Annotated in this window: 24 protein-coding genes and 1 tRNA gene; 21 read left to right on the top strand and 4 right to left on the bottom strand. The window is 70.5% G+C overall.

The genetic code is table 11. The features are described from left to right. Positions 1-2: 2 nt before the first annotated feature. The 6 genes from ABZ887_RS20240 (at position 3) to ABZ887_RS20215 (ending at position 5,942) form a co-directional block, all read left to right on the top strand. The gene (locus tag ABZ887_RS20240) at positions 3-965 is read left to right on the top strand and encodes a sugar ABC transporter permease (protein ID WP_361291184.1); all 963 of its coding nucleotides are present in this window, start codon (positions 3-5) and stop codon (positions 963-965) included. Beyond that, the gene (locus tag ABZ887_RS20235) at positions 962-1,834 is read left to right on the top strand and encodes a carbohydrate ABC transporter permease (protein ID WP_361291181.1); all 873 of its coding nucleotides are present in this window, start codon (positions 962-964) and stop codon (positions 1,832-1,834) included. The genes ABZ887_RS20240 and ABZ887_RS20235 overlap by 4 nt, the downstream gene beginning before the upstream one ends. A 16-nt stretch (positions 1,835-1,850) precedes the next feature. After that, positions 1,851-2,423, top strand: a complete 573-nt coding sequence (locus ABZ887_RS20230; protein WP_361291567.1) for a hypothetical protein — start codon at positions 1,851-1,853, stop codon at positions 2,421-2,423. An 89-nt stretch (positions 2,424-2,512) separates the two neighbouring features. Next, positions 2,513-5,251, top strand: coding sequence for a twin-arginine translocation signal domain-containing protein (locus ABZ887_RS20225; RefSeq protein WP_361291178.1), 2,739 nt, complete (start codon positions 2,513-2,515; stop codon positions 5,249-5,251). A 130-nt stretch (positions 5,252-5,381) separates the two neighbouring features. Continuing rightward, positions 5,382-5,828 carry an SRPBCC family protein gene (locus tag ABZ887_RS20220; protein ID WP_361291175.1) on the top strand — a complete coding sequence of 149 codons (447 nt, stop codon included), beginning with the start codon at positions 5,382-5,384 and terminating at the stop codon, positions 5,826-5,828. A gap of 39 nt (positions 5,829-5,867) precedes the next feature. Continuing rightward, a tRNA-Val gene (locus tag ABZ887_RS20215) sits at positions 5,868-5,942 on the top strand. 76 nt (positions 5,943-6,018) lie between these two features. On the opposite strand, the gene ABZ887_RS20210 is transcribed toward ABZ887_RS20215, so the two are convergent. After that, positions 6,019-6,744 carry a 3'-5' exonuclease gene (locus ABZ887_RS20210; protein ID WP_361291172.1) on the bottom strand — a complete coding sequence of 242 codons (726 nt, stop codon included), beginning with the start codon at positions 6,742-6,744 and terminating at the stop codon, positions 6,019-6,021. A 169-nt stretch (positions 6,745-6,913) separates the two neighbouring features. Here ABZ887_RS20210 and ABZ887_RS20205 point away from each other — a divergent pair, with 169 nt between their 5' ends. The 3 genes from ABZ887_RS20205 (at position 6,914) to thrS (ending at position 10,800) form a co-directional block, all read left to right on the top strand. Continuing rightward, positions 6,914-7,480 carry a DUF4365 domain-containing protein gene (locus ABZ887_RS20205; protein ID WP_093505297.1) on the top strand — a complete coding sequence of 189 codons (567 nt, stop codon included), beginning with the start codon at positions 6,914-6,916 and terminating at the stop codon, positions 7,478-7,480. Continuing rightward, on the top strand, positions 7,477-8,712 hold the full coding sequence (locus ABZ887_RS20200) for a hypothetical protein (RefSeq protein WP_361291169.1): 1,236 nt from the start codon (positions 7,477-7,479) through the stop codon (positions 8,710-8,712). Before ABZ887_RS20205 ends, ABZ887_RS20200 begins: the two co-directional genes overlap by 4 nt. Before the next feature lie 111 nt (positions 8,713-8,823). Next, positions 8,824-10,800, top strand: coding sequence for a threonine--tRNA ligase (thrS, locus tag ABZ887_RS20195; protein WP_361291166.1), 1,977 nt, complete (start codon positions 8,824-8,826; stop codon positions 10,798-10,800). A gap of 27 nt (positions 10,801-10,827) precedes the next feature. Here thrS and ABZ887_RS20190 read toward each other — a convergent pair whose 3' ends face one another. Further along, positions 10,828-11,487 carry an ion channel gene (locus ABZ887_RS20190; protein ID WP_361291163.1) on the bottom strand — a complete coding sequence of 220 codons (660 nt, stop codon included), beginning with the start codon at positions 11,485-11,487 and terminating at the stop codon, positions 10,828-10,830. Between the two features lie 79 nt (positions 11,488-11,566). Here ABZ887_RS20190 and ABZ887_RS20185 point away from each other — a divergent pair, with 79 nt between their 5' ends. Then, positions 11,567-12,118: an HIT domain-containing protein gene (locus ABZ887_RS20185; protein WP_361291160.1), complete on the top strand. Its 552-nt coding sequence runs from the start codon at positions 11,567-11,569 to the stop codon at positions 12,116-12,118. A gap of 20 nt (positions 12,119-12,138) precedes the next feature. Here ABZ887_RS20185 and ABZ887_RS20180 read toward each other — a convergent pair whose 3' ends face one another. Beyond that, a complete protein-coding gene (locus ABZ887_RS20180) occupies positions 12,139-13,782 on the bottom strand; it encodes a hypothetical protein (RefSeq protein ID WP_361291157.1) in 1,644 nt (547 codons plus the stop codon). 205 nt (positions 13,783-13,987) lie between these two features. Beyond that, positions 13,988-16,186, bottom strand: coding sequence for an elongation factor G-like protein EF-G2 (locus tag ABZ887_RS20175; protein ID WP_361291154.1), 2,199 nt, complete (start codon positions 16,184-16,186; stop codon positions 13,988-13,990). A gap of 280 nt (positions 16,187-16,466) precedes the next feature. Between ABZ887_RS20175 and pgsA the strand changes: the two genes are divergently transcribed. The 11 genes from pgsA (at position 16,467) to yajC (ending at position 25,740) form a co-directional block, all read left to right on the top strand. Next, positions 16,467-17,144 carry a phosphatidylinositol phosphate synthase gene (gene pgsA, locus ABZ887_RS20170; protein WP_361291151.1) on the top strand — a complete coding sequence of 226 codons (678 nt, stop codon included), beginning with the start codon at positions 16,467-16,469 and terminating at the stop codon, positions 17,142-17,144. Then, positions 17,141-18,049, top strand: a complete 909-nt coding sequence (locus ABZ887_RS20165; protein ID WP_361291148.1) for a phosphatidylinositol mannoside acyltransferase — start codon at positions 17,141-17,143, stop codon at positions 18,047-18,049. Before pgsA ends, ABZ887_RS20165 begins: the two co-directional genes overlap by 4 nt. Beyond that, positions 18,046-19,206, top strand: a complete 1,161-nt coding sequence (locus ABZ887_RS20160) for a glycosyltransferase family 4 protein (RefSeq protein WP_361291145.1) — start codon at positions 18,046-18,048, stop codon at positions 19,204-19,206. The genes ABZ887_RS20165 and ABZ887_RS20160 overlap by 4 nt, the downstream gene beginning before the upstream one ends. Before the next feature lie 169 nt (positions 19,207-19,375). Next, positions 19,376-19,927: a hypothetical protein gene (locus ABZ887_RS20155; protein WP_361291142.1), complete on the top strand. Its 552-nt coding sequence runs from the start codon at positions 19,376-19,378 to the stop codon at positions 19,925-19,927. A 104-nt stretch (positions 19,928-20,031) separates the two neighbouring features. Beyond that, complete coding sequence (gene pdxS, locus ABZ887_RS20150) at positions 20,032-20,937, top strand: pyridoxal 5'-phosphate synthase lyase subunit PdxS (protein ID WP_361291139.1); 906 nt, start codon at positions 20,032-20,034, stop codon at positions 20,935-20,937. Positions 20,938-20,957: 20 nt separating this feature from the next. Then, on the top strand, positions 20,958-21,563 hold the full coding sequence (pdxT, locus tag ABZ887_RS20145; RefSeq protein WP_361291136.1) for a pyridoxal 5'-phosphate synthase glutaminase subunit PdxT: 606 nt from the start codon (positions 20,958-20,960) through the stop codon (positions 21,561-21,563). A 52-nt stretch (positions 21,564-21,615) separates the two neighbouring features. After that, complete coding sequence (locus tag ABZ887_RS20140; RefSeq protein WP_361291133.1) at positions 21,616-22,368, top strand: YebC/PmpR family DNA-binding transcriptional regulator; 753 nt, start codon at positions 21,616-21,618, stop codon at positions 22,366-22,368. 201 nt (positions 22,369-22,569) lie between these two features. Continuing rightward, the gene (gene ruvC / locus ABZ887_RS20135) at positions 22,570-23,109 is read left to right on the top strand and encodes a crossover junction endodeoxyribonuclease RuvC (protein WP_361291130.1); all 540 of its coding nucleotides are present in this window, start codon (positions 22,570-22,572) and stop codon (positions 23,107-23,109) included. Beyond that, positions 23,106-23,711 carry a Holliday junction branch migration protein RuvA gene (gene ruvA / locus ABZ887_RS20130; RefSeq protein ID WP_361291127.1) on the top strand — a complete coding sequence of 202 codons (606 nt, stop codon included), beginning with the start codon at positions 23,106-23,108 and terminating at the stop codon, positions 23,709-23,711. The genes ruvC and ruvA overlap by 4 nt, the downstream gene beginning before the upstream one ends. Before the next feature lie 27 nt (positions 23,712-23,738). Then, complete coding sequence (ruvB, locus tag ABZ887_RS20125; RefSeq protein ID WP_361291124.1) at positions 23,739-24,812, top strand: Holliday junction branch migration DNA helicase RuvB; 1,074 nt, start codon at positions 23,739-23,741, stop codon at positions 24,810-24,812. A 391-nt stretch (positions 24,813-25,203) separates the two neighbouring features. Beyond that, complete coding sequence (gene yajC, locus ABZ887_RS20120; protein WP_361291121.1) at positions 25,204-25,740, top strand: preprotein translocase subunit YajC; 537 nt, start codon at positions 25,204-25,206, stop codon at positions 25,738-25,740. Positions 25,741-25,754 lie beyond the last annotated feature (14 nt).

Here is a 25,754-nt window from a genome sequence, read left to right as displayed (position 1 = left end):
CCGTGACGCTCGTCGAGGACTCCCTGCCCACCGCCCGCAAGACGCGCCCGGCCGCCTCCGCCACCAGGGGGCGGCGGCCCGGCCGCCGGCGCGAGAACCTCGCCGGCTACCTCTTCATGTCTCCGTGGATCGCGGGCTTCCTGCTGCTGACCGCGGGCCCGATGGTCGCCTCGCTCTACTTCGCGTTCACCGACTACAACCTCTTCAACACCCCGAAGTGGGTCGGGTTCGACAACTTCACCCAGATGTTCGACGACCCCCGCTGGCAGAGGTCGGTGGAGGTGACCGCGAAGTACGTGGTCATCGGCACCCCGCTGAAGCTGCTCCTCGCCCTCGGGGTGGCGATGCTCCTGGCCCAGAGTCGGCGCGGTCAGGCCTTCTACCGGGCCGCCTTCTACGCCCCCTCGCTCATCGGCGCGAGCGTCTCCGTCGGCTTCGTCTGGCGGTCCCTGTTCTCCGACGGCGCTATCGTCGACCGTTCCCAGTCCTTCTTCGGCTGGCACGTGGGCGGCTGGGTCGGCAACGCCGACTGGGTGCTGTACTGCCTGGTCGCCCTGACCGTGTGGCAGTTCGGCGCGCCGATGGTCATCTTCCTGGCCGGGCTGAAGCAGGTGCCGAGGGAGCTCTACGAGGCGGCCGAGATGGACGGCGCCGGGCCGCTGCGGAGGTTCTGGAACATCACCCTGCCGATGATCTCCCCGGTGCTCTTCTTCAACGTGCTGCTGGAGACCATCCACTCCTTCCAGATCTTCGGCTCGGCCTACGTCGTCTCCAACAGCACCTGCGGACCGGCCGACGCCACGCTCGTCTACACCTGCTACCTGTACCAGCAGGGCTTCCAGAACGCCCGGATGGGCTTCGCCGCGGCGATGGCCTGGATGCTGCTGCTGGCCGTGGCCCTGGTGACGGCCGTCCTCTTCTGGTCCCAGAAGAAGTGGGTGCACTACGAGGAGGACGCCCGATGAGCGCGACCACCACCAGACCGCCGCTGCTGAGCCGCCGCCGGGCCGGCTCCCTCGGCTGGCACCTCGGCGCCCTGCTGATCCTCGCGGTCATCCTCTACCCGGTGGTCTGGGTGATCGGGGCGTCCTTCAAGCCGAGCAAGGACATCATCAACAGCCTCCAGCTGTTCCCGTCCCACCCGATCCTGTCCAACTTCAAGGGCCTTGCCGACGGCATAGCGGACATCGGCATCTGGACGTTCTTCCAGAACTCCCTCTTCTACGCCGGCGGCGCCGTGGTCGGCGTGCTGGTCTCCTGCTCGCTCACCGCCTACGCCTTCGCCCGCATCCGCTTCGCCGGCCGCAATCTGCTCTTCTCCCTGATGATCGGCACCCTGCTCCTGCCGTACCACGTACTGCTGATCCCGCAGTACGTGATGTTCCAGAAGCTGGGCTGGATCAACACCTACGTCCCGCTGCTGATCGGGAAGTACCTCGCCACCGAGGCGTTCTTCGTCTTCCTGATGGTGCAGTTCATGCGGAACCTGCCCAGGGAGCTCGACGAGGCGGCCCGGCTCGACGGCTGCGGGCACTTCCGCATCTACTGGTCGATCGTGCTGCCGCTGTGCCGGCCGGCCCTCATCACCAGCGCGATCTTCACCTTCATCAACGCCTGGAACGACTTCATGGGCCCGCTGATCTATCTCAACGAGCCCGGCAAGTACACGGTCTCGCTGGGCCTGATGATGTTCCGCGACTCCGACGGCGTGGCCGCCAACTACGGCGGGATGATCGCCATGTCCCTCGTCGCGCTGCTGCCCGTGCTGCTGTTCTTCCTCGCCTTCCAGCGCTATCTGATCGACGGAATGGCGACCTCCGGACTGAAGGGCTGATGACGTCGTGGCCGACGTGCGCGCAAAGCCGTCCGTCTTCGCGGAGCGGTTCGGCGTCTTCGCCGAATCTCTGCTCACCGGGGTGTGGATCGCGGTCGCGTCCCTGGGCGTGGTCACCTACCCGGCCGCCTTCGCCGCCGGTGCCCGGCATCTGCGCCGCCGTACCGGGCAGACGGGCGGCGGCCTGCGGGAGTTCGTGAGCGACTTCCGGGCCGCGCTGCCCGGCGGACTGCTCGTCGGGCTGGCCGGATGGGGTGCCGTCGCGGCCGCCTGGGTGGACGTCCGGGCCGTGCGGGCCGGGTTGCCCGGCGGCCCGCTGGTCGGGGCCGTGGGCCTGTTCGCGGTGATCGGCCTCGCGGTCGCGGGGCTGCGCGCGGCGGCCGTCTGGGCGCCCGGCGACCGCTGGCGCACCCTGCTCGCGGCGGCCGGCCGCCGTACCGTCCTCGACCCCGGCGGATCCTTCCTGCTCGTCGGGGGAGCGGTCCTCGTGGTCTGTTCGGCCCTGCTCGTCGCACCGCTGGCGGTGCCCGTGCTCGGAGCCGTGGCGGCGGCGGCCGTGGCCGTGGAGGAGCGGCACCGCCGGCGCTGAGCCGCGGTGTCCCGTACCCGGGGCGGCGCCCGGCGCCGCCCCTCTCTCTGTCATGCCCCTGACCAGAACCCGCATGGAAAGGAACGGTCATGTCTCCCATCCCCCGCAGGTCCTTCCTCAAGGCGGCCGCCGTCGCCGGTGCCGCCGCCCAGTTCAGCTGGGCGCTGGGTGCGAAGGACGCACAGGCCGCGCCCGGCGCCGAGGCCGCCGACGCGGACCCGGTGACCCTGGACTGGCTGGAGGACGGCGGCCTCGGCGCCGCGCCCGGCTCGGCCGTGGGCGTGCCCTGGCCGATGGGCGCGTTCCAGGAGGACCAGACCTTCGCGCTCACCGACGAGGACGGCAAGGACGTGCCCGTCCAGTCCTGGCCGATCGCCTACTGGCCGGACGGCTCCCTCAAGTGGACCGCCCACGCGGTGAGTTCGGGCAACGGCAAGCTCACCCTCGCGACGGGCAGGCCGGCCGCCCCCGACGGGAAGGTCACCGTCGACAGGAGCGGCGGCACGATCGACGTCTCTACCGGCGTGATCGCCGTGAAGATCGGCAAGAACGGCTCGACGATCGTCAAGTCCGTCACCCGGGGTTCGACGGAGATCGCCAGGAACGGGCGGCTGGTCCTCCTCCGCCAGCCCGAGATCGAGGACGAGGACCAGGGCACGGTCAGAACCGAGCGCTTCGACGGCGCGATCGGCTCCGTCACCGTCGAGCAGGACGGACCGGTCCGGGCCGTCGTCCGCGTCGACGGCAAGCACCGCAAGGGAAACCGGAGTTGGCTGCCGTTCTCGATCCGGCTCTACTTCTACGCGGGCGCCGACTCCTTCCGGATGGTCCACACGATCACCTACGACGGCACCCAGGAGCCCGGCAAGGCCAGCGGTGACTTCATCCGCGGACTCGGCGTGCGCTTCAGCGTGCCGATGCGCGACGAGGCGTACGACCGGCATGTGCGGATCGGCGGTGAGGGAACCGGCCTGCTGCGGGAGGCCGTCCAGGGCATCACCGGCCTGCGCCGCGACCCGGGCGCCACCGTCCAGGCGGCCCAGTACGCGGGGCAGAAGCTGGCCGACCCCGCCACCTGGGACCAGCGGGTGACGACCCGGCTCCAGTACATCCCGCACTGGGGCGACTACACCCTCGCCCAGCTCTCCGCCGACGGCTTCACCCTGCGCAAGCGGACGAAGAAGGGGTACGGCTGGATCGCGGCCGGCGGCGGAAAGCGGGCCTCCGGTTTCGGTTACGTCGGCGGGGCGAGCGGCGGACTCTCCTTCGGCCTGCGGGACTTCTGGGAGAAGTTCCCGGCCCAGCTCGACATCCGTGACGCCCACACCGACGCGGCCGAGGTCACCCTCTGGCTCTGGTCACCCGAGGCCCAGCCGATGGACCTGCGCTTCTACCACGACGGAATGGGCCAGGACACGTACGCCGAACAGCTCGAAGGCCTCAACATCACCTACGAGGACTACGAACCGGAGTTCGGCACCCCGTACGGCATCGCCCGTACCTCCGAACTCCTCTTCTGGGCCAACGAGTCGACCCCTTCGGCGGAGACACTGGCCGAACAGGTCACGGCCGTACGGACGTTGCCGCAGCTCACCGCCCCACCGAAGCAGTTGATCAAGGCCAAGGTCTTCGGCCCCGGCCTCTACTCCGAGCCGGACCGCTCCACCGCCGCCAAGGCGAGGATCGAGGACCACCTGGACTTCCTCTTCACCTACTACAAGGACCAGGTGGAGCAACGCCGTTGGTACGGCTTCTGGGACTACGGCGACTTCATGCACACCTACGACACCGTGCGCCACCAGTGGCGGTACGACGTCGGCGGCTACGCCTGGGACAACTCCGAGCTCTCGCCCGACCTCTGGCTCTGGTACGCGTACCTCAGGAGCGGCCGCGCGGACATCTTCCGGTTCGCGGAGGCGCTCACCCGGCACACCGGCGAGGTCGACGTCTACCACATCGGCCAGTGGGCCGGGCTCGGCACCCGGCACGGCATCCAGCACTACGCGGACAGCGCCAAGCAGCAGCGCATCTCCAACACCACCTACCGGCGCTTCTACTACTTCCTCACCGCCGACGAACGCGTCGGCGACCTCATGGCCGCCAACGTCGACTCCGACGAGACCTTCCTGGTCCTCGACCCGCAGCGCAAGGTCCGCACCGACCCCTACACCCCTGATCGCCACGCCCTGTCGATCGGCTTCGGCACGGACTGGAGCGGGCTGGTGTCGGCCTGGCTGACCGAGTGGGAACGCAAGGGCCCCCAGTGGGAGAAGGCCAGGGCGCGGGTCCTGTCGACCATGGAGGGCATCGCCGCCCAGCCCAACGGCTTCGTCCAGGGCAGCGGCCTCTACGACCTCGACACCGGCAGGTTCGCGACCGCCACCACCCCGGTCGTCTCCGTCTCCCACCTCTCGGCGGTCTTCGGCCTCAACGAACTCTGCGCCGAACTCATCCACCTGACCGACATGCCGGAGTTCGACGAGGCCTACTTCGACTACTGCCGCTACTTCAACGCCACCAAGGCCGAACAGGCGGCACGCTACGGCTCCAACTTCGGCACCCTGCTGCTCTTCCAGGGGCACTCGCGCCTCGACGCGTACGCCGCCGTGCAGACCGGCGACGCGACGCTCGCCCAGCGTGCGTGGACGAAGTTCTACAGCTCGGACGGCTACACCGAGTCCTCACCGTGGAAGACCGAGCCGCTCTCCGGCCCGGTCGCGCTCGTCGCGGGCGCCGAGGCGAGCTGGGTGTCCTCCAACGACACCGCGCTGTACGGGCTCGCGGCCATCGAGAACCTGGCCCTGCTCGGCGACAGGATGCCCTCGTAAAGGAGAAGAAGGAGAAGGGGGAGCGCCGTCGCACGGGCGGCGGCGCTCGTACCGCCGAGTGTGGTCCAGGTCACTTCGCGTGGGCATGAGTACGCGTACTCAGATCCACGGTCTGCGACAGACTGCGGCCATGGACTGGAACCACTACCGTTTCCGCAGCCTGTGGCCCCTCCCGGTACCGCTCACCACCGTGTACGAGGCGCTGCGGACGGTGGACGAGTACCCCCGCTGGTGGCCCCAGGTGCGCGCGGTGAACCAGCTGGACGACACCGTCGCCGTCCTCACCATCCGCTCGTTCATCCCGTACGACCTCACGTTCACCGCACGCGAGGCGCGGCGCGATCCCGAGGCCGGTGTGCTGGAGATCTCGATGACCGGTGACATCGAGGGCTGGGCGCGGTGGACGATCACGCCGGACGGCACCGGCACCCTGGCCCGCTACGACCAGGTCGTCGACGTCAACAAGCCGCTGCTGCGACGACTCGCCCCGCTGGGGCGGCCGTTCTTCCGGCTCAACCACCGGCTGATGATGCGCTCCGGACGGCGCGGGCTGCTCCGGCACCTCCAAGCGGTTTGAACGAAACCCGCCGGTACCTGTATCGTTCACTGCGTTCCCGGGCGATTAGCTCAGTGGGAGAGCGCTTCGTTCACACCGAAGAGGTCACTGGTTCGAACCCAGTATCGCCCACCACCGGGAAGGCCGGTCCGCAGCAGCGGACCGGCCTTTTGGTTGCCGGTTCCCCGATCCGGTCGTGGCGCCCCCTCCGTCATGCCGCCGTCGGCAGTTCCGGGCGCAGCGGCCAGTCCGTGTTCACCGTCTCCGGTGTGCCGCTGCGGGTGAACCACGCCTGCAGGCCACGGGCCTGCGCCGCGTGCCAGGTCGTCTGCAACGTGTGCAGCTCGGCCGGGGTCAGGCGCTCCAGGCGGGTCGCGAAACGGCGGCCCAGCGCCCGTACGAGCTCCAGGGACGCGAGCGCGTCCGCGCCAGCGTCGTGCGCGCCCTCGAGGGTGACCTCGTAGTGCGCGCACAGGTCGGTCAGGGTGCGGCGGCCCTTGCGGTAGCGGTCCAGATGCTTGTCCAGGACCCGGGGGTCGAGGACGAGCAGGGGGCTCGCCTCGAACCAGCGGTCCAGCGAGGACGCCCGATGGCGGCGCAACTCGCGGTCCAGCAGGGTCAGATCGAACGGCGCGTTCATCACCACCAGTGGGCGGTGCATCGCCGCGTGCTCGGCCAGTTCCTCGGCTATCTCATGCATCACCGGCGCCGGCCAGCGGCCGTTGCGCTGCAGGTGTTCGTCCGTCAGCCCGTGCACCGCCGTCGCCGCTTCCGGCACCGGCATGCCCGGGTTGACCAGCCATCGGGTCACCCGGGGCCGGGTGCCCGGGGCGTCCTGGACGACGACCGCGGCGGACACGATGCGGTCGGTCTCCACGTCCACGCCCGTGGTCTCCGTGTCGAAGGCCGCCAGGGGCCCCTCGTACCAGCACGTCATGCCAATACAACTCCTCGTTCACCCACCGCAGATGACGTTCCGTCTTCTGCCCGTTTGGTGATACCCGGGCCGTTTGCGACGTACGCCGGAAGGACACAACAGGAGTGCGGGTCTTTGCAGTTCAGCGGCCCGCCACGGGGAAACTCTTTGGCTGGGAAGGCTGTTGGTCATGGCGATAGCGCAGCCCGAGCGGGGCGGGCTGCTGCCCGAACGCACGGGCCCCCATCGCGGCACACTCGCGACGACCGCCTGCATGGAGACACTGCAGGTGGGCTATCTGCATGCCGTCGCGGCGGCGGCCGGCTGCTCGCTGTCGCAGCCATTCCCGGACAACGGCATCGACTGGCACGTCAGCCACGGCTCGCCCGGTCATACCGTCGACGACGAGGTGACGATAAAGGTGCAGCTCAAGTGCACCTACCAGATCGCACCGAACCCGCCGGGACGTTTCTTCTCCTTCACGCTGGACAACGACCACCTGCGCAAGCTCGCCCGCACACCGGTGTCGGTGCACAAGATCCTGGTGGTGATGCTGGTACCGCGCTCCCAGGACGACTGGCTGCGCGCCAGCCACGACCGGCTCGATCTGCGCCACTGCTGCTACTGGGTCAACCTGGCAGGGCACCCGATCACCGGCCGGCACCGGACCACCGTGCGGGTTCCGACCTCGCGCATCTTCGACGACCGGGCGCTCTGCGAGATCATGACGCGGGTCGGGACGGGAGGCAGACCATGAGGCACCGTCCGTACGAGGAGCAGCTGCGGGAGGTCCGGCCGCATCCCGACGATCTCCACGGGCCCCACTGGAACCATCCCCCCGAGCCCGCCGAGGTCGACCCCGCCGTGCTCGGCGCCCTGCTGCGCCGGCACGGCTGGCAGCGGCGCGGGGGAGCCCCGGGGCGCTACGGCCGCTGGACCCCACCCGGGCCGGGCAACACCGGCACCAGCCTGCTGGTACCCGAGAGCCGCGCCTTCCCGGACAGTGACGACCTGCTCGGGGAGGCGCTCACGGCTCTGGTGCGCAGCGGTACGCCCGCCGCGCGCGAGGTGCTGGTCGGCCTCGCCGTGCCCAGCGACGAGATCCGCTGGTGGCGTGACGTGCCGAGCGGACCGGCGGACGCCACGTCCTGGACGGTCGAGGAGCAACTGCGCACCGCCGCCCGGCAGACCCTGCTGGCCGGCGCGCTCGCCACCCGCGCGCGTGCCGGGTACTACGGCGCCCGGCACAAGCGCGCGGCCGCCACCCTGCTGGAGTCCGTCCTCGTCGGCTCGGCGGAGGGCGGACGCGGCCTGACCGCCTTCGTACCGGTCGGCACCGGCCGGCCCCTCGCCGTACGCCTGCACCAGGCCCTGTACGCCGCCCGTGAGGCCATCGACTACCAGCGGGCCACCGGCGGCATGGACGCCTTCGACGGAGCCGTAGAGGCCGGCGTGAGCCGGGAGCTGACCGACGCCCTCGTCACGCTCGTGCGCGGCACGGAGGGCGCCCGCATCTCCGTCGAGTGGGCGCCGGGCGCCGGGGTCCCCGACGACTGCGCGGCCACCACCGAGCCGATCGAGTTCTCACCCGGCGACCTGCCCGTGCTGCGCGAGGCCGGCGCCCGCTACCTGCGCGACGAACCCTCCGTCGCGGTCCGGATCACCGGCACCGTCGTCCGCATGCGCCGCTCCGAGCCGCGCGGCGAGGGCGCCGTACGGCTCCGGGTGATCGCAGGGGCCGAGGTGCCGTACGTCCGGGTCACCCTCGACGAGGAGGACTACCGGATCGCCGGGCAGGCCCACCTCGTCGGACTCCCGGTGCGGGTGCACGGGCGGCTGGAGAGCCGGGGTGGCTTCCGGCGGCTGTCCGGCGCCTTCGGGGTCGCGCCGGTCCAGGTGGACGAGGCCGAGCGGGACCACCTGATGAAGTCGCTCCAGGAGAACCTCGACTTCTTCGAGGAGGCGTGCAGCGGCGACGACTGCGACTGACCGGGGACGGCGGGTAACCGTTTAGCGATCGACGGTGCCGGGTCGGTACGATCCGGTATTGCGCGCGCTCCTGGTACGGCGCCCGCATTCGTCTTCAGTCAGGAGAGACCGGTGTCAGACGTCCGTGTGATCATCCAACGCGATTCCGAGCGGGACGAGCGCGTGGTGACGACGGGCACTACGGCCGCCGAGCTCTTCGCCGGCGAGCGCTCTATCATCGCCGCCCGGGTGGCCGGTGAGCTCAAGGACCTCGCGTACGAGGTGCGGGACGGCGAGACCGTCGAGGGTGTCGAGATCTCCTCCGAGGACGGTCTGGGCATCCTGCGCCACTCCACCGCGCACGTCATGGCCCAGGCCGTCCAGGAGCTCTTCCCCGAGGCCAAGCTGGGCATCGGCCCGCCGGTCAAGGACGGCTTCTACTACGACTTCGACGTCGAGAAGCCGTTCCACCCCGATGACCTCAAGGCCATCGAGAAGAAGATGCAGGAGATCCAGAAGCGCGGACAGAAGTTCGCGCGCCGGGTCGTCACGGACGAGGAGGCCCGCGCCGAGCTGGCCGACGAGCCGTACAAGCTGGAGCTGATCGGCCTCAAGGGTTCGGCGTCGCACGACGACGGCGCGGACGTCGAGGTCGGCGCCGGCGAGCTGACGATGTACGACAACCTGGACGCCAAGACCGGCGAGCTGTGCTGGAAGGACCTCTGCCGCGGTCCCCACCTGCCCTCCACCCGCCTGATCCCGGCGTTCAAGCTGATGCGCAACGCGGCCGCCTACTGGCGCGGCAGCGAGAAGAACCCGATGCTCCAGCGCATCTACGGCACCGCCTGGCCCTCCAAGGAAGAGCTGAAGGAGTACCTGGACTTCCTCGTCGAGGCCGAGAAGCGCGACCACCGCAAGCTCGGCAGCGAGCTGGACCTGTTCTCCATCCCGGAGCAGATCGGCTCCGGCCTCGCCGTCTTCCACCCCAAGGGCGGCGTCGTCCGCCGGGTGATGGAGGACTACTCGCGCCGCCGGCACGAGGAGGAGGGCTACGAGTTCGTCTACACCCCGCACGCCACGAAGGGGAAGCTCTTCGAGACGTCCGGGCACCTGGACTGGTACGCCGACGGCATGTACCCGCCCATGCAGCTCGACGAGGGCGTGGACTACTACCTCAAGCCCATGAACTGCCCGATGCACAACCTGATCTTCGACGCGCGCGGCCGGTCCTACCGCGAACTGCCGCTGCGCCTCTTCGAGTTCGGGACCGTGTACCGGTACGAGAAGTCGGGCGTCGTGCACGGCCTGACCCGGGCCCGCGGCTTCACCCAGGACGACGCGCACATCTACTGCACCAAGGAGCAGATGGCGGAGGAGCTCGACAAGACGCTCACCTTCGTCCTGAACCTGCTGCGCGACTACGGCCTCACCGACTTCTACCTGGAGCTCTCCACCAAGGACCCGGAGAAGTTCGTCGGCTCCGACGAGGTCTGGGAGGAGGCGACCGAGACGCTGCGCGCGGTCGCCGAGAAGCAGGGCCTCCCGCTCGTCCCCGACCCGGGCGGCGCCGCCTTCTACGGCCCGAAGATCTCCGTGCAGACCAAGGACGCCATCGGCCGCACCTGGCAGATGTCGACCGTCCAGCTCGACTTCAACCTGCCCGAGCGCTTCGACCTGGAGTACACCTCCGCCGACGGCTCCAAGCAGCGTCCGGTGATGATCCACCGCGCCCTGTTCGGCTCCATCGAGCGGTTCTTCGCGGTGCTCCTGGAGCACTACGCGGGTGCCTTCCCGGCGTGGCTGGCCCCGGTCCAGGCGGTGGGCATCCCGATCGGCGACGGGCACGTCGAGTACCTGCAGAAGTTCGCCGCCGAGGCGAAGAAGAAGGGTCTGCGGGTCGAGGTCGACGCGTCCTCCGACCGCATGCAGAAGAAGATCCGCAACGCCCAGAAGCAGAAGGTGCCCTTCATGGTCATCGCGGGCGACGAGGACATGGCGGCCGGCTCGGTCTCCTTCCGCTACCGCGACGGCTCGCAGGAGAACGGCATCCCGTTCGACGAGGCCATCGCCAAGATCGTGAAGGTGGTCGAGGAGCGGACCCAGGTCTGATCCGCATCCGTCAGGGGCCCCCGGAGATCAGTTCTCCGGGGGCCTTCTCTCCTTCTCGTTCAGTGAGAACCGCTGCAGCATCCAGGACGAGAACGACCCCGTGACCGTGCCCAGCAGTGCCAGACCGCAGGCCATCAGTCCCACGGCGATGAACCGCCCCAGGGTGGTCACCGGGACGTAGTCGCCGTAACCGACCGTGGAGAGGGTCGAGCAGGTCCACCAGAGGGAGTCGCCGAAGGTGCGGATGTTGGCGTTCGGGGCCGAGCGCTCGACCTGGTAGACGGCGAGGGCACCGGAGAAGCCCAGCAGTGAGATCGACAGCGCCGAGTAGGCCGCCACGCGCGCGTGCAACGGGAGCCGGGGTTCCCCGTGCCGGCGCTGGATCGACTCGTACGTCCGCACCACCCGCACCGGCCGCAGCAGGGGCAGCACCAGGACGACCGTGTCCAGCCAGTGCCGCCGTACGAACCGCGGTCCCTCGCCGCTGAGCCGCCAGCGCACCGCGTAGTCGACGGCGAACATCGCCCAGGCCGTGTACATCAGCGACAGGAAGAAGACGTGCGCGGCCTTCGGCAGCCGGGGCTCCAGCACGTGCACCGCGTACGAGCCGAGGAAGACCAGCGACGCGATGCCCAGCGCCAGGTCGGTCTTCCGGTCCCAGCGGTTCAGCCGGCTGTCGTCGTCCATCCGCCCAGCTTCGCCGCCGGGCCGTTTCCCCGGGCCCCGGCGACACGCCGCGAACGGGCGAAGCCATATGCTGCCTAGCATGACGAGTGAGCCGGAGCAGCAGATCGGAGTGGGGACGCAGGACGCGTTCCAGCGCCTGTGGACGCCCCACCGGATGGCCTACATCCAGGGTGAGAACAAGCCGACCGGTCCGGGGGCCGACGACGGCTGTCCCTTCTGCTCGATCCCGGCCAAGTCCGACGAGGACGGGCTGATCGTCCGGCGCGGCGAGCACGTCTACGCGGTGCTCAACCTCTACCCGTACAACGGCGGCCACCTGATGACGGTCCCGTACCGCCATGTCGCCGACTACACGGACCTGACCGGCCCGGAGACGGTCGAGCTGGCCGAGCTGACCAAGCAGGCGATGACCGCGCTGCGCACGGCGTCCGGCGCGCACGGCTTCAACATCGGCATGAACCAGGGCTCGGTGGCGGGCGCCGGCATCGCGGCCCACCTGCACCAGCACATCGTCCCGCGCTGGGGCGGCGACACGAACTTCATGCCGGTGGTGGGCCACACACGGGTGCTGCCGCAGCTGCTGGCAGACACCCGCAAGATGCTGGCCGAGGCCTGGCCGACGGCACATTGAGCAGCCCGTCCGCCGGAGGCTCACGCGTCGTAGGTGTCCGCCTTCTTCGGTGACGCCTCCTGGACCGACCCGCTCAGCGCTCCCGCCCGCGCGTTGAACTTGTCCATGTTGACGTCGTGCTCCTTGAGCACGGTGAACGCGGCCCGGTGCACCGCCCGGAGCACCGGTGTCGCCGCGCGCAGCGCGTCGTCGGCCATGAAGCGGTGCTTCCAGGGCTGGTCGGCCCAGGCGTGCCGGAGGCCGAACGGCTCGGGCAGGCCTATGGAACCGCCGAGCCACTTCAGCAGCGGTGGATACCAGCTGATCAGCGCCCGCGCGGACAGCCGGACCACCTCGTCCGGGGTGACCAGGGGCAGCTTGATGGTCCGGGTCTCCCAGAACCGGACGGTCTTGGCGACCGTCTTGGTGGGTGCCTCGGGCTTGCCGCTGAAGAAGCCGTTGACCGGCCCGAGGGCGTGTCCGGTGACCTCGATCCGCAGGGTCTCCTTCAGCACGGTCACGGTGGTCATCATCGTGATGATCAGGCCGCCGTCCCACAGGTACGGCCACTGGACGCCCAGGTAGTGCCGTTCGCCCTTGTCGAAGTGGTTGCTGTTGCAGATCCGCTCGACGTCGGCGGGCCCCACCTTGTAGTCGGTCCCCTCGGGCCTGGACACCGCCTTGGCGCCCTCTCCGACATGGCTGACGATCCAGTGCTTGACCTGCGGTTCCGGGAAGCCGCCGGTCTTGAGGTGCTGCCGGTGCAGCACGCTCAGCTCCTTCTCGATCTCCCGGACGACCGTCCAGGCGCGGAACTCGTGGACGCCCTTGACCGGATCGAGCGGGACCAGCTCCTCCGCGAGGTGCCAGGAGCCCCAGCGGGTGCCCATGCCGAGTATGCCCTTGGGGCCGGCGTAGAAGACCGAGTTGGACTGCTGCTCGGCGCTGAGCCGGGCCAGGGACTGGCGCAGCTGCTCGGCCGCGGCCTGGTCGGGGCTGGTCGGCACCGCCTCGGGGACCTTCGCGCCGACGCTGCCGCCGGACAGCAGGCCGTCCCAGGCCTCGCGCAGGTCCTTCGCGGTGCGCTCGCAGAGCCGCTTGGCCAGGTACCAGCCGGCGACGGGGAGCACGATGCAGCCTCGCGCGTACCAGCCCCAGAAGCCGGTGAGCGGCATCCGGATCAGGAAGACCACCGCGACGACGCCGACGGCGGCCAGCAGTGCGCTGCCGAGCCCGGAGACCCGCTTGTTGTCGGTCTTCAGCATGGTCGCCCGAAGCTGGAAGACCAGCAGCCAGAGCAGCAGCCCCGGCAGGAACAGCACGCCGCACAGGAACATGAGGGCGGTCAGCCGCTGGTCGCGTTCCTTGCGGATGCGGTTGGCCGCGAGGCAGTGCTCGACGACCATCTGCGGTTCGCTGCCGAAGGACTGGATGAGCGGCTTGCGGCCGACGCCCAGCATGCGGTCGATGACCGCCTGGGAGTACGCCTCACCGAAGTTGGGCCGGAATATCTTCGCCCACTTGCGGCCCTCGTTGACCGTGGACTGGTGCCACTCGTTGTCGGCCTTCTTGATCTCCTCCATAGGCGTGTCCCGGTAGGCCGCCGAGGCCAGAGCGTAGGTCGGTGCCTGCGCCTCGCCGCCCGGCCTGGGCACCTGTGGCCCGAAGAAGTCCTCGAAGCTCATTCCCGCCCCCACTTGCCGCCGTCCCGCTTCTGCGGCCTTCCCGACTTCCGTACTCCGCACACCTGTTGATCAAGTACTCAGAGTATCCCCAGCCACCGACAGACCGTCGGCGGACGGCCGAAGCCGCCCGCCGAACGATCCCGTCGCCGACCGTTGTCGGCCGTTGTCGTCCCCCGTTGTCCCCCGTTGTCCACTGCGAGACCAACTAGGAGGCCTCTTTGGCCTGTTCGCGAATCCTCTCGGCGATCTGCGGCGGCATCGGCTCGTGCCGCGCGTAGGAACGGCTGAACCGCGCCGTGCCGTGCGAGAGGGAACGCAGGTCGACCGCGTAGCGGCCGATCTCGAACTCCGGCACCTCGGCCTTGATCAGGGTGCGCCCGCCGCTGGTCTGCTCGGTGCCGAGCACCCGGCCGCGCCGCCCGGACAGGTCGCTCATCACCGCGCCCACGTAGTCGTCGCCGACCAGCACGGACACCTCGGCCACCGGTTCCAGGAGATGGATCTTCGCGTCCGCCGCGGCCTCCCGCAGGGCGAGCGCGCCCGCCGTCTGGAAGGCGGCGTCGGAGGAGTCCACCGAGTGCGCCTTGCCGTCGAGCAGGGTGACCCGCACGTCCACCAGCTGGTAGCCGGCGGCGACCCCCTTGACGGCCTGGGCCCTGATGCCCTTCTCGACGGACGGGATGAACTGCCGGGGCACCGCGCCGCCGACCACCTTGTCGACGAACTCGATGCCGGAGCCGCCCGGCAGGGGTTCCACCTCGATCTCGCAGATCGCGAACTGCCCGTGCCCGCCGGACTGTTTGACGTGCCGGCCGCGCCCGCCGGACTTCCCGGCGAACGTCTCCCGGAGGGACACCCGGTGCGGTACGACGTCGACCTGGACGCCGTACCGGCTGCGCAGCCGCTCCAGGGCGACGTCCGCGTGCGCCTCGCCGAGGCACCACAGCACCACCTGGTGGGTGTCCTGGTTCTGTTCGAGGCGCATGGTCGGGTCCTCGGCGACCAGGCGGGACAGGCCCTGCGAGAGCTTGTCCTCGTCCGCCTTGCTGTGCGCCTCGATGGCGAGCGGCAGCAGCGGGTCGGGCATCTCCCACGGCTCCATGAGCAGCGGGTCGTCCTTGCCGGAGAGGGTGTCCCCGGTCTCCGCGCGGCCGAGTTTCGCCACACACGCGAGGTCACCGGCGATGACGTGCGTGACCGGCCGTTGCTGTTTGCCGAACGGCGTGGACAGGGCGCCGACCTTCTCGTCGACGTCGTGGTCCTCGTGGCCGCGGTCGGCGAGGCCGTGCCCGGAGACGTGCACCGTCTCGTCGGGGCGCAGGGTGCCGGAGAAGACCCGGACCAGCGAGACCCGGCCGACGTACGGGTCGGAGGCGGTCTTCACGACCTCCGCGACCAGCGGGCCGCCGGTGTCGCACGGCTTGATCTCGCGCGGCCTGCCGTCGATGGTGGTGACGCCCGGCGTGGGGTGCTCGAACGGCGTCGGGAAGCCGCCGGTGACCAGTTCCAGGAGCTCGACCGTGCCGAGGCCCTGGCGGGCGCCGTCGGCGGCCGGGGCGGCGGCCAGGACGGGGAAGAACGCCCCGCGTGCCACGGCCCGCTCCAGGTCCTCGATCAGTGTCTTGAGGTCGATCTGCTCGCCGCCCAGATAGCGGTCCATGAGCGTCTCGTCCTCGCTCTCCGAGATGATCCCCTCGATGAGCCGGTTGCGGGTCTCCTCGATGTCCGGCAGCTGGTCGGGGCCCGGCTCGGACTCCTTGCGCTCGCCGGTGGAGTAGTCGAACAGCTTCTGCGTGAGCAGCCCGACGAGACCGGTCACGGGCGCGTGCCCGTCCGGGCCCTGCGGGCCGTACAGCGGCGTGTAGAGCGGGAGCACGGCGTCGGGGTCGTCGGCACCGAACGCCTCGGCGCACACCCGGGTCATCTCCGCGAAGTCCGCGCGGGCGGCCTCCAGGTGCGTGACGACGATCGCCCGGGGCATCCCGACGGCCGCGCACTCCTCCCACACCATCCGGGTCGAGCCGTCCACCCCGTCCGAGGCCGAGACGACGAAGAGGGCCGCGTCCGCGGCGCGCAGACCGGCCCTCAGCTCTCCGACGAAGTCGGCGTATCCCGGGGTGTCCAGGATATTGATCTTGAATCCGTTCCATTCGACCGGTACCAGCGACAGCTGTACGGAGCGCTGCTGCCGGTGCTCGATGTCGTCGTAGTCCGAGACGGTTCCGCCGTCCTCCACCCGGCCCGCCCGGTTCACCGCTCCCGCGGTCAGCGCGAGAGCCTCCACCAATGTGGTCTTGCCCGAACCGGAGTGGCCGACCAGCACCACATTCCGTACAGACGCGGGGTGGTCGGCCGCCATTGCCCTGCCGGCGGCTCCGGGGTGTTCCTTGACCTTGTCGCCCATGGTTTTGCCTCCCGTGCACGGTGAGGTCTCTGTGGGCGCGGGCGAGCATGGCGGGCCGCGTGCGGTGGCGGCTCCGATGACGCCCGCGGTTATTCGAGCTTTCCACTCCCGTCACGGTGCGTCCATACGAACGACGTGATCGTGCCCGCGGGACCCTTCCGGCCCGGCGGCCGGTCCCGACTGAGAGTGCCCACCCGTCGCACACACGCGCGCGTGGCTACGATGGGCCAGCCGGGGTGGCCAGCAGGGGCCGCACGGCGCAACGACCGTCGGGAAGGCCATGCTGAACAAGTACGCGCGTGCATTCTTCACGCGTGTCCTCACACCGTTCGCCGCGTTTCTCATCCGCCGGGGCGTGAGCCCGGACACGGTCACGCTCCTCGGCACGGCCGGAGTGGTCGCGGGCGCGCTGGTCTTCTTCCCCCGGGGCGAGTTCTTCTGGGGCACGATCGTGATCACGCTGTTCGTGTTCTCGGACCTGGTGGACGGCAACATGGCCCGCCAGCTGGGCCGCACCAGCCGCTGGGGGGCGTTCCTGGACTCCACCCTGGACCGGGTCGCCGACGGCGCGATCTTCGGCGGCTTCGCCCTCTGGTACGCGGGCAACGGGAACAACAACGTCCTGTGCGCCGTCTCCATCTTCTGCCTGGCCAGCGGCCAGGTGGTGTCGTACACGAAGGCGCGCGGCGAGTCGATCGGGCTGCCGGTGGCCGTCAACGGTCTCGTGGAGCGCGCCGAGCGTCTGGTGATCTCACTGGTGGCGGCCGGTCTGGCCGGTTTCCACAAGTTCGGCGTCCCGGGCATCCAGATCCTGCTCCCGATCGCCCTGTGGATCGTCGCCGTGGGCAGCCTGGTCACCCTCGTCCAGCGGGTCGTCACGGTCCGCCGCGAGTCCGCCGAGGCGGAGGCCGCGGCCGAGCGGGAGAAGGCCTCCCACGGGAGCGAGGCCGGGCAGTGAGCGCCGCCGACCGGCTCACCGACGGTCTGTACGGTCTCGGCTGGAGCACCGTCAAGAGGCTCCCCGAGCCGGTCGCCGTGCGCCTCGGCAACTCCGTCGCGGACCTAGCCTGGCGGCAGCGCGGCAAGGGCGTCCAGCGGCTCGAGTCCAACTACGCGCGCGTGCGGCCCGACGCGAGCCCGGAGCGGCTGCGCGAGCTGTCGCGCGCGGGGATGCGGTCGTATCTGCGCTACTGGATGGAGTCCTTCCGGCTGCCGTCCTGGAGCGAGGACCGGGTCCGCACCGGCTTCGTCCCCAAGGACGTCCATCACCTCACCGACGGGCTCGCCTCCGGCCGTGGTGTGATCCTCGCGCTGCCGCACCTGGCCAACTGGGACCTGGCCGGTGCCTGGGTCACCACCGAGCTGAAGACCCCGTTCACCACCGTCGCCGAGCGGCTCAAGCCCGAGACGCTCTACGACCGCTTCGTCGCCTACCGCGAGGGCCTCGGCATGGAGGTCCTGCCGCACAGCGGCGGCACCGCCTTCGGCACCCTGGCCCGCAGGCTGCGCGACGGCGGCCTGGTCTGCCTGGTCGCCGACCGCGACCTGTCCGCCTCCGGCATCGAGGTGGGCTTCTTCGGCGACACCGCGCGGATGCCCGCCGGACCCGCCCTGCTGGCCCAGCAGACCGGCGCGATCCTGTTGCCCGTGACGCTCTGGTACGACGACACCCCCGTCATGAAGGGCCGTGTCCACGCCCCGATCGAGGTACCCGAGTCAGGTGACAAGGCCGCGAAGACGTCTGTCATGACACAGGCGCTGGCCGACGCCTTCGCCACCGGGATCGCCGACCATCCGGAGGACTGGCACATGCTGCAGCGCTTGTGGCTCGCCGACCTGGACCCCGCGAAGGGACCGTCGTGAGGATCGGCATCGTCTGCCCCTACTCCTGGGACGTCCCGGGTGGCGTCCAGTTCCACATCCGCGACCTCGCCGAGTACTTCATCCGCCTCGGCCACGACGTCTCCGTCCTCGCCCCGGCCGACGACGACACCCCGCTGCCGCCCTACGTCGTCTCGGCCGGCCGCGCGGTCCCGGTGCCGTACAACGGCTCGGTGGCCCGCCTCAACTTCGGCTTCCTGTCCGCCGCGCGGGTGCGCCGCTGGCTGCACGACGGCGCGTTCGACGTGGTCCACATCCACGAGCCGACCTCCCCGTCCCTCGGCCTGCTGGCCTGCTGGGCGGCGCAGGGCCCGATGGTCGCGACCTTCCACACCTCCAACCCGCGCTCCCGCGCGATGATCGCCGCGTACTCGATCCTGCAGGCCGCCCTGGAGAAGATCAGCGCCCGGATCGCGGTCAGCGAGTACGCCCGCCGCACCCTGGTCGAGCACCTCGGCGGGGACGCCGTCGTGATCCCCAACGGCGTCGACGTCGACTTCTTCGCCAAGGCCGAGCCGCGCCCCGAGTGGCAGGGCGACACGATCGGCTTCATCGGCCGCATCGACGAGCCCCGCAAGGGCCTCCCGGTCCTGATGAAGGCCCTGCCCAAGATCCTCGCGGCCCGCCCGCAGACCCGGCTCCTGGTGGCCGGCCGGGGCGACGAGGAGGCCGCGGTCGAGTCCCTCCCCGCCGAGCTGCGCTCCCGCGTGGAGTTCCTCGGCATGATCAGCGACGAGGACAAGGCCCGCTTCCTGCGCAGCCTCGACCTGTACATCGCGCCCAACACGGGCGGCGAGAGCTTCGGGATAATCCTGGTGGAGGCCCTGTCCGCGGGCGCCCCCGTCCTCGCCTCCGACCTCGACGCCTTCGCCCAGGTCCTGGACCAGGGGGCGGCGGGCGGGCTCTTCGCCAACGAGGACGCGGACGCGCTGGCGGAGGCGGCGGTGCGGCTCCTGGAGGACCCGGAGCGCCGGGCCGGGCTGCGCGAGCGCGGCAGCGTGCACGTGCGGCGCTTCGACTGGTCCACCGTGGGCGCGGACATCCTGTCCGTCTACGAGACGGTGACGGCGGGCGCGGCGGCGGTGGCGGCGGACGAGCGGTCGGGGTTGCGGGCGCGGTTCGGGCTGGCGCGGGACTAGACGCTTCGCTGGGAGGGCCGCGACATCTGAGGTGCCGGGGACAGGTTGTCTGTCGGCTGCGGCGCCGTCGTGGCTGGTCGCGCCCACGCGGCGGTAGCCGCAGATCAGATACGGCCCCGCGCCCCTTCGGGGGCGCGCTGCCGTGAGCGTCTCCTATAGCGTTCCGCCCGTGACCGCTTCGCTCATCTGGACTCTCTGGATCCTCGCCGCCCTCGTGGTGATCGGCCTCTACCTGAGCTGGACCGCCGGCCGTCTCGACCGGCTGCACTCGCGGATCGACGCCGCCCGGGCCGCCCTCGACGCCCAGTTGTTGCGGCGTGCCTCCGTGGCCCAGGAGCTGGCGACCTCGGGGGTGCTGGATCCGGCCTCCTCGATCGTGCTGTACGAGGCCGCGCACGCCGCCCGGCAGGCCGAGGAGGAGCAGCGGGAGGTCGCCGAGAGCGAGCTGAGCCAGGCCCTGCGGGCCGTGTTCGAGGACCCGCAGCAGGTCGAGGAGGTGCGGGAGGCCCCCGGCGGGGAGGCGGCCGCCGGCGAGCTGGCCGAGGCCGTACGCCGGGTCCCGATGGCCCGCCGGTTCCACAACGACGCCGTCGGCGCGGCCCGCAGGCTGCGTGAACACCGCAAGGTCCGCTGGTTCCGGCTGGCCGGACACGCCCCCTTCCCGCTGGCCTTCGAGATGGACGACGAACCGCCCGCCGCGCTGGTCGAGCGCACGGCCTGACCGGAAAACGATCCACCGCCTTCCCATTGGCCCTTGCTGTGGCCTGGTCCACTCGCGTTTCCTCGGTGTTTGCAGAAACCCTCTTTCAGCGAGTGAGGTCACCCGTGTCCACCAGTGAGAACCAGACCCCCGAGACCGGCACCGCCCGTGTGAAGCGCGGCATGGCCGAGCAGCTCAAGGGCGGCGTGATCATGGACGTCGTCACGCCGGAGCAGGCGAAGATCGCCGAGGACGCGGGCGCCGTCGCCGTCATGGCCCTGGAGCGGGTCCCGGCCGACATCCGCAAGGACGGCGGGGTGGCCCGGATGTCCGACCCGGACATGATCGAGGGCATCATCGAGGCCGTCTCGATCCCGGTGATGGCCAAGTCCCGGATCGGCCACTTCGTCGAGGCCCAGGTCCTGCAGTCGCTCGGCGTCGACTACATCGACGAGTCCGAGGTCCTCACCCCGGCCGACGAGGTCAACCACTCCGACAAGTGGGCCTTCACCACCCCCTTCGTCTGCGGTGCCACCAACCTCGGTGAGGCCCTGCGCCGGATCGCCGAGGGCGCGGCCATGATCCGCTCCAAGGGCGAGGCCGGCACCGGCAACGTCGTCGAGGCGGTCCGTCACCTGCGCCAGATCAAGAACGAGATCGCCCGGCTGCGCGGTTACGACAACAACGAGCTGTACGCCGCCGCCAAGGAGCTGCGCGCCCCGTACGAGCTGGTCAAGGAGGTCGCCGAGCTCGGCAAGCTCCCCGTCGTGCTGTTCTCCGCCGGTGGCGTCGCCACCCCGGCCGACGCGGCCCTGATGCGCCAGCTCGGCGCCGAGGGCGTCTTCGTCGGCTCCGGCATCTTCAAGTCCGGCGACCCGGCCAAGCGCGCCGCCGCCATCGTCAAGGCGACCACCTTCTACGACGACCCGAAGATCATCGCGGACGCGTCCCGCAACCTCGGCGAGGCCATGGTCGGCATCAACTGCGACACCCTCCCCGAGGCCGAGCGCTACGCCAACCGCGGCTGGTAAGGCCAAAGGGTTTCGCACACATGACCGACGCACCTGTCATAGGCGTCCTGGCCCTCCAGGGCGACGTACGGGAGCACCTCATCGCCCTGGCCGCGGCGGACGCCGTGGCCAGGCCGGTCAGGCGCCCCGAGGAACTCGCCGAGGTGGACGGCCTCGTCATCCCCGGCGGCGAGTCCACCACCATCTCCAAGCTGGCCGTCCTGTTCGGCGTGATGGAGCCGCTCCGCGCACGCGTGCGTGCCGGGATGCCCGTCTACGGCACCTGCGCGGGCATGATCATGCTCGCCGACAAGATCCTCGACCCGCGCTCGGGCCAGGAGACCGTCGGCGGCATCGACATGATCGTCCGGCGCAACGCCTTCGGGCGGCAGAACGAGTCGTTCGAGGCGGCGGTCGACGTACGCGGGATCGACGGCGATCCTGTAGAGGGCGTCTTCATCCGCGCCCCCTGGGTCGAGTCCGTCGGCGCCGGGGCCGAGGTGCTCGCCGAGCACGGCGGCCACATCGTCGCGGTCCGCCAGGGCAACGCGCTCGCCACGTCGTTCCATCCGGAACTGACCGGCGACCACCGCGTGCACGCCCTGTTCGTCGACATGGTGCACGCCGACCGGGCGACGGAGTCCTAGTAGGATCTCTGGCGTTCGTTGTTTGGATGGGTTACGCGAAGGAGACAGGCAGATGTCCGGCCACTCTAAATGGGCTACGACGAAGCACAAGAAGGCCGTGATCGATGCCAAGCGCGGCAAGCTCTTCGCGAAGCTGATCAAGAACATCGAGGTCGCGGCCCGGATGGGCGGCGTCGACATCGAGGGCAACCCGACTCTCTACGACGCCATCCAGAAGGCGAAGAAGCAGTCGGTCCCGAACAAGAACATCGACTCCGCGGTCAAGCGCGGCGGCGGTCTCGAGGCCGGCGGCGCCGACTACGAGACGATCATGTACGAGGGCTACGGCCCGAACGGCGTCGCGGTGCTCATCGAGTGCCTCACCGACAACCGCAACCGCGCCGCCTCCGACGTGCGCGTCGCCATGACCCGCAACGGTGGCAACATGGCGGACCCGGGCTCGGTGTCGTACCTCTTCAACCGCAAGGGCGTCGTCATCGTCCCCAAGGGCGAGCTGTCCGAGGACGACGTCCTGGGTGCCGTCCTTGATGCGGGTGCCGAGGAGGTCAACGACCTCGGTGAGTCCTTCGAGGTGCTCAGCGAGGCCACCGACATGGTCGCCGTCCGCACCGCCCTCCAGGACGCCGGGATCGACTACGACTCCGCCGAGGCCAACTTCGTCCCGACCATGCAGGTCGAGCTGGACGAGGACGGCGCCAAGAAGATCTTCAAGCTGATCGACGCCCTCGAGGACAGCGACGACGTGCAGAACGTCTTCGCCAACTTCGACGTCAGCGACGAGGTCATGGAGAAGGTCGACGCGTAGCGCTGCCGCGGGCTGAGCCGAGTCGGCGGGCCGGAGGGACACGTCCCCCGGCCCGCCGCTGTTGTCGGTGGCAGCGGCTAGCCTGGCGCCATCCGCAGATCACCGTCCATGGACCGCAACCATCAATTGCGGAACCACGACGGTGCTCGGCCAGGTCCGCGAGAGCGGCGGCGGTTTAGCCGCAAAGAGGGGAGGGGCGCGGTGCGCGTATTGGGGGTGGACCCCGGGCTGACCCGGTGCGGTGTCGGTGTCGTCGAGGGCGTCGCCGGGCGGCCGCTCACCATGGTCGCCGTGGGGGTCGTACGGACGTCGGCGGACGCCGAGCTCGGTCATCGCCTGGTCGCCATCGAGCAGGGCATCGAGCAGTGGCTGGACGAACACCGGCCCGAATTCGTCGCCGTGGAGCGGGTGTTCAGCCAGCACAACGTACGGACCGTGATGGGCACCGCCCAGGCCAGCGCCGTCGCCATGCTGTGCGCCGCCCGCCGGGGCATCCCCGTCGCCCTGCACACCCCCAGCGAGGTCAAGGCGGCCGTCACCGGCTCCGGACGCGCCGACAAGGACCAGGTCGGCGCCATGGTCACCCGGCTTCTCCGGCTCAGCGCCCCGCCGAAGCCCGCCGACGCCGCCGACGCCCTCGCGCTCGCCATCTGCCACATCTGGCGCGCCCCCGCGCAGAACCGACTCCAGCAGGCCGTCGCCCTGCACGCAGCCAACGCAACGAAAGGCCGTACGGCATGATCGCCTTCGTCAGCGGCCCGGTCGCCGCCCTCGCCCCGGACTCCGCGGTCGTCGAGGTGGGCGGGATCGGCATCGCCGTCCAGTGCAGCCCGAACACCCTGTCCGGGCTGCGCATGGGCCAGCAGACCAAGCTCGCCACCTCGCTGGTCGTACGGGAGGACTCGCTCACCCTGTACGGCTTCGTGGACGACGACGAACGCCAGGTCTTCGAGCTGTTGCAGACGGCGAGCGGCGTCGGCCCGCGGCTCGCCCAGGCGATGCTCGCCGTGCACAGCCCGGACGCGCTGCGCCGCGCGGTCGCCACGAGTGACGAGAAGGCGCTGATCGCCGTCCCCGGCATCGGCAAGAAGGGCGCGCAGAAGCTGCTCATCGAACTGAAGGACCGGCTCGGCGAACCCGTCGGCGCCCCCGCGATCGGCGCCCCGGTCACCCAGGGCTGGCGCGACCAGCTGCACGCCGCCCTGATCGGCCTGGGGTACGCGACCCGGGAGGCCGACGAGGCCGTCACCGCCGTCGCCCCGCAGGCCGAGGCCGCCGGGGGCCCGCCCCAGGTCGGCCAGCTGCTCAAGGCGGCCCTGCAGACCCTCAACCGCGCCCGCTGACCCCACCACCGCTGAGGCACATCACTTATGAACTGGGACGACCCGACCGACACCGGCGCCGAGGCGGAGCGGCTGGTGGGCGCCGTCGCCGACCGTGAGGACCAGGCCGTCGAGGCCGCCCTGCGCCCCAAGGACCTGGGCGAGTTCATCGGCCAGGAGAAGGTCCGCGAGCAGCTCGACCTGGTGCTGCGCGCCGCACGCGCGCGTGGCGCCACCGCCGACCACGTGCTGCTCTCCGGCGCCCCCGGCCTGGGCAAGACCACCCTCTCCATGATCATCGCAGCCGAGATGGGCGCCCCGATCCGCATCACCTCGGGCCCCGCCATCCAGCACGCGGGCGACCTGGCCGCGATCCTCTCCTCCCTCCAGGAGGGCGAGGTGCTCTTCCTCGACGAGATCCACCGGATGTCGCGGCCCGCCGAGGAGATGCTGTACATGGCCATGGAGGACTTCCGGGTCGACGTGATCGTCGGCAAGGGGCCGGGAGCCACCGCCATCCCGCTCGAACTGCCGCCGTTCACCCTGGTCGGCGCCACCACGCGCGCGGGTCTGCTGCCGCCCCCGCTGCGCGACCGCTTCGGTTTCACCGCGCACATGGAGTTCTACGAACCGCGCGAGCTGGAGCGGGTCGTGCACCGCTCGGCGAACCTGCTGGACGTCGAGATCGAGCCGGCCGGCGCCGCCGAGATCGCCGGCCGCTCGCGCGGCACACCCCGCATCGCCAACCGGCTGCTGCGCCGGGTCCGCGACTACGCCCAGGTCAAGGCGGACGGGCTGATCACACGCGAGATCGCGCATGCGGCGCTCGCCGTCTACGAGGTGGACGAGCGCGGCCTGGACCGGCTGGACCGCGCGGTCCTGGCGGCCCTGCTCAAGCTGTTCGGCGGCGGCCCGGTCGGCCTGTCGACACTGGCGGTGGCGGTGGGGGAGGAGCGTGAGACGGTCGAGGAGGTCGCCGAGCCCTTCCTGGTCCGCGAGGGCCTGCTGGCCCGCACCCCGCGCGGCCGCGTCGCCACCCCCGCCGCCTGGGCCCACCTGGGCCTGACCGCCCCGCGCGGTACGACGGGCGGAACCGGCCAGCAGGACCTGTTCGGTACCTGACGCGGGCGCGGTGACGGTTCGCCGGTGGACGGGCCGTGCTCCGCGCGCCGGGGCAGCATGTCCGCCCGGCCCCGACCCCGCGCAGGTCCGGCGCCCGGGCCGTTACCGACGGGAACGTGCAGCGCACGCCGTATGCTGGGAGCGGCCCCGGAGAGCCCCGGTCCCGGCCGGGACACCCCGTCGCCCGCCGACCAGGCCTCGGCCGCAGACGTGATCTCTTCGTGACGGCGGGGCATTGGCGGGCCCAGGAACCCAGGTGCCATGCTGAGCGTTGTTCCATGCGCGCGGACTCGCTTAGACTCCGCCGATGCCGCCTTTGCGGGCGGCGCCGACCACACCCCCATCATCCAGGCCGCTCACCGCCGCGGCTGCGCGAAGGAAATTCCGTCCCGTGAATAGCTTGCCTCTTCTCGTGTTCATCGTCCTCATCGCGGCCATGTTCCTGATGACGCGTTCCACCCGGAAGCGCCAGCAGCAGGCCACGCAGATGCGGAACGAGATCCAGCCCGGCAACGGGGTCCGCACCATCGGGGGCATGTACGCGACGGTCAAGGAAGTGAACGAGGACACGGTCCTCCTCGACGCCGGCCCGGGCGTCGACCTTCTCTTCGCGAAGAACGCGATCGGCGCCATCCTCACGGACGACGAGTACAACCGCATCGTGCACGGCGTCGAGCACGACCTGAAGTCCGACGCCGACGTCGTCCCGGACGACGCCTCCTCCCTCACCGAGACCGACGGCGAGTCCGCCGACGCTGCCGCCGCCTCCGACGACAAGGCCGTCGACCTCGGGAAGAAGGACGCCGCCGAGGACAAGACGGAGGACGCGGAGGACAAGTCCGACGGGCCGGCCGAGGAGGCCGCGACCGCCGAGGCGAAGGCTGACGAAGAGCCGAAGAAGACCGACGGCGACTCCGACGCGAAGTAGCCGTGACCCGGGGA

Source organism: Streptomyces sp. NPDC047061 (genome assembly GCF_040643955.1).
Classification (GTDB): Bacteria; Actinomycetota; Actinomycetes; order Streptomycetales; family Streptomycetaceae; genus Streptomyces.
This window is presented reverse-complemented; position numbering and strand designations above follow the sequence as displayed.